We start from the raw sequence: 3,025 nt of genomic DNA, 5'->3' as shown, positions 1-3,025 counted from the left end.
CTATTTGTATTTCTCAGCACCTCAAATACTATATTGTTAAATCACACTTATTTATTTTTCATTTGTTCTAGTATTTTTTAATAGGTTGTCCAGCAAATTACCAGAAAAACCACTGGCTTATTGGCATACGTGAGTGTCAGGCATAACAAATAAGTTTACAAACTAAAAATATACCAAAAAGAAACAGCCCGGAAGAAAATTCACATTTATCTCCAGGATGTTTTATTATCTATTTGGATAAAGTTATGGAAACTGTTCAAACTGACTATTATCCACAATGTAAGGCTTCCTTTGTTGCTAGAACTGCAATTCCAACTTTTCCTGGAAGATCAATTTCTGTTTTTCCACTGGCATTGGTCTTAACTACTGTCCTTGTCATTTCCCATACATCGATTATTTCCACAGTGTAAACTGCATCCTCGGGAAGATTCATGGTTGTATAGATTGTGCATGCATCACCAAGATAAGTCAGAAATACCTTATCCTTATAATGAACAATTGGAGGTGTCATAAACTCCATCATATGTGCAAATTCTCCATCATTGAGCTTGCACATACACTTGAATACCAGATTATTTGCAATTTCCATTTTTCCATTTTCCACCATTTCGCGTAACTGCTGCTGGGTCTCAAATGGTACTGCATCCTGTGAATGATACAAGGTAAGTGTTCCTGGCATTTCTTCAAAAAGCTCTCTCATATATGCAATACGACGTACACTTTCTCCTTTCAGTCTGCCCCCCTTGCTCCACCAAAGGATCTGGTTATTATCCATTTTCTCCATATAGGTTTCTCCATGGGTTGCATAAGCTCCCATGCAACAGGTCTTCCAAAACCTATTTACTATTTCAAACCCGGATAAATTACCCCAGTTATAAGGAATGTTTCCTTCATATCCCAACTCATCATAAATTACAGGCTTGTGATACTTTTGGAATAGTGCTGGAATTTTTGCTGCATCAGCTTGCTGCAGACTACAATGAGTTGTATATTGGTTGGAAAAATCCCAAGGATGTACAAAGTTGTGGTTGCTGAGAAGGTGTTGATATGGATCGTTAATACCAAGATATTCTGCAAAAGCTTCCCAATCCTTTTGTTCCAATCCATCCATCAGGTCATATTCATTGGCAAGAGACCACCAAACGTTCGGGTATGCAGCAACTCTTCGTATAAGATATTCCAAATAAATCTCATACTCTTCTCTGGTCAGATACATAAGTCCCCAACAATCATAAGGATGAAGAAGTATCAAATCTGCCTGAATTCCATATTCCTGTAGCTGGATCAGTTTCTCATCCAGATTCCTCCAAAATTTAAAGTCCGGTCTTTTCACGTCCCATTTTCCCTCTGCATCCCGTTCAAAAGGAAATATCTCTGGTTCGTTCCGGTTAAACTCAAAATGTTTCGGAAAAATACACATACGTACTTTATTAAATGGTGCTGTTTTCAAAGTTTCTATTGTCTCATCCATCAGTATCTTTTTCTGATGGAGAAGTGCATATACTGTTGTACCATATGGCAGATAGGGGGTTCCATCTTCATATTGGAATGATAGATTATTCACCCGAACTAATCCATGGTCTTTATGATCAGCAACTTCTACCCATTCTCTTCCTTCCATCGTTCCACATAGCTCTATAGAAGACTCGACTTTATATTCACACCATCCACTCTCTAATGGCAGATAACGAACCCGGTAATTTTCTTCTCCATCGTAAAATCCGTTGACACATATTTTTTTCCCATTTACTTGAAAAACTCCTTTGATATCAACGTTTACAAAGTCACCTTCTGGTTCTTTTCCCTTAAATGTAAGTTCATATATTTGATATTGTTTCATTCTTTTTCGCCTCGTTATTTACTTATCTAGAGTACTCCGAATAATACTCTGTAAATTCTTAATACCTGTTTCACTCGTTTAAGATTCAATCAAGGATGAAGTTCTTGTCCAAACAGGAAGACTAACAGCAGCCAAGATTACAAAGGTTTTTTTTAATCAGGACTCAGGAAAAACTCCGTAATTAGATACTTACAAACGTATCTTTATGAGTATCATTACTGAAGTTTTCCCTGTCTAAGCTGTTAAATAAAATAAATTTGTGTAATTAAAACCATTCAAATAAAATAAAACGTGATTAATGCTAAACTAATAAATGACTTCTTGCTTTTACCATCTTATTTCCTCGTCGCAATAACTGCTATCCCTTCTTTTCCTGGTAAATTAACCCTTACCTTTCCTTTTGCTCTCTCAAGCACTGTTTCACGCGTCATTTCCCAAATATCTATTACTTCGATTGAATACTCTTCACCGTTTTCTGGTAGCTCCATATCAAGGAAGCAACGACATTCCCTACCTAGATATGTAATGATATATTTGTCACCATATCCACCTGTCCAGGATGTTACGACCCTAGTCCTAAAATCATCAAATACTAAAGGGTCAGTATTCAAAATAGCTTTTGCAAATGGGTTATTCTGTGCAGCCTCTAGCTTTTCCTTTGAACTGAGATCATTAGGATCTGTATCAAACGCACCTCGAACTGGCTGAATTTCCCCTTCCAGTTCATACATAATATCCTTTAGAAAAGCAATGCGGTTTGCACTCTCCCCGTGTAGTTCTCCACCTTTTGACCACCAAAGAACCTCATCATCTCTATGAAAAGTTTCTCCATGAGTACAGAAGCCACCAAGCACCATAACAGACCAAAATCTGTGAACCATCTCAAAGCCTGATATATTGCCCCAACTTTCATCAATGTTTCCTTCATATTTGCACTCATCAATCATAACAGGCTTTTTATATTGATCACTGAACATTTTAGTTTTTTGAAAACTGTTTGTCTGAATAGAGCAGTGGGTAATCCAAGGTTTGGATGCATCATAAAACCCAAGCATGTTATGATTGGATAGCAAATGATGGTAAGGATCATTACTACTTATAAACTCACCAAATGCCTCCCAGTCTTGTTCATTCTTACTAAATACCACATCGAACTCATTTGCCAGACTCCACCAAATGTTTCTG

2 protein-coding genes are annotated in these 3,025 nt (G+C 37.0%); both read right to left on the bottom strand.

The window, feature by feature from the left end:
- Positions 1–268: 268 nt before the first annotated feature.
- Complete coding sequence (locus V7266_RS19635) at positions 269–1,840, bottom strand: apiosidase-like domain-containing protein (protein ID WP_335470162.1); 1,572 nt, start codon at positions 1,838–1,840, stop codon at positions 269–271.
- A gap of 335 nt (positions 1,841–2,175) precedes the next feature.
- The coding region (locus V7266_RS19630; protein WP_335470160.1) for a DUF5605 domain-containing protein at positions 2,176–3,025 on the bottom strand (850 nt) is incomplete at its 5' end.

The sequence above is a fragment of the Neobacillus drentensis genome, from assembly GCF_036965645.1.
Taxonomy (GTDB): Bacteria; Bacillota; Bacilli; order Bacillales; family Cytobacillaceae; genus Neobacillus; species Neobacillus drentensis_D.
The sequence above is the reverse complement of the archived record's forward strand: the minus strand, read 5'-3'. Positions and strand labels throughout refer to the sequence as shown.

Bases quoted from the DNA above. Each gene is read 5' to 3' on its own strand.
- V7266_RS19635 (WP_335470162.1), bottom strand. From the start codon at position 1,840: ATGAAACAATATCAAATATATGAACTTACATTTAAGGGAAAAGAACCA.